Source organism: Calothrix rhizosoleniae SC01, from assembly GCF_900185595.1.
In the GTDB taxonomy this organism is placed as follows: Bacteria; Cyanobacteriota; Cyanobacteriia; order Cyanobacteriales; family Nostocaceae; genus Calothrix_A; species Calothrix_A rhizosoleniae.
Window position 1 is genome coordinate 1 of sequence record NZ_FYBH01000467.1, and the last position, 1,159, is coordinate 1,159.

Consider the following 1,159-nt stretch of genomic DNA (forward strand, 5'->3'; position numbering starts at 1 on the left):
CTTAGATGGAAGCCTAGTTTTAGATGCTAGTGTCATCACTTACAAAAATGGCAACCCAGCCGAGAACTATGGTCAGCAATTATACAATGAGTTACAAGCAGCCAGGGACTTAGCTGCTCAATTAGTTGTAGAATTAGACAGCCATGAAACCCAGTATATAAGCCAACAGTTACAGCAAGGACAAGAGCAACTTACTCAAGTCTTCACCCAAGATAAAGGAACTTGGACAAGGGACTTAGTAGACCCAAATGCCAACGATGGTTATATCGTTTTAAATGATAGTTTTACATGGGATAATGACTACACTAGGACTGGTGAAGCAGCAGAACAAACCATTGACTTATTGAGTGTGGTATTGCACGAAACAGGTCACATCATGGGATTCACCAGTGGTATAGATTATAGCTTAGAAAATAATACCCAGTACTCAGGGCAACAAGAACTGAGTAACTTCACCCCCCTAGATTTATACCGTTTCTCAGCAGACAGTAATACTGCTGATTTATCAGGGAATCTATTCACCATTGATGGGGGAAATACTGTCCTCGCCACATTGTCAACAGGTCTAGACAACGATGATTACCAAGCAAGTCACTGGCAAAACCGTTATGATTCATCGGGAATCATGGATCCGACCTTGTCCTATAAAGAGAGGGCAGAAATATCTAAGTTAGATGTGCAAACCATGGATGTGCTGGGTTATGATACGAATCCAGATGCAGTGTGGGCAGAGGATGGTAGTTGGACAGTAGATTTAGGCTCTTATCTAGAAGATGCCAAGCAGCAAGTGGCAGACAAATTGGGGGTTACCGTCGCTTGGATTGAACAGAATGTTTCTGCTGATTATTTTGATGCCATCTTAGCTAGTGGGGGAGATCTTAACAGCGAAAGCACTGATACTACTACCGATAGTACCCTAGCAGATATAGATGCCTTTAAACAATGGTGGCTGGATAATCATAACACCAACAATGGTAACGGTCACGGTCACGGTAATGGTCACGGTTACGGTAACAGCAATAGTGGTCTGGGAAATGAGAACAACTTGATCAATATGTGGCAGTCTGCTTACAATGCTTGGTTTTATAGCAGTGGAGACGAAGGGACTGTCGACATTTGGTATCAAGAGTTATATAAATGGTGGTTTGCCGATACTAAG

1 protein-coding gene is annotated in these 1,159 nt (G+C 42.5%); it reads left to right on the forward strand.

Annotation, left to right across the window (positions count from 1 at the left end; genetic code table 11):
- The coding region (locus CALSC_RS26855; RefSeq protein WP_200817762.1) for an NF038122 family metalloprotease at positions 1 to 1,159 on the forward strand (1,159 nt) is incomplete at both ends.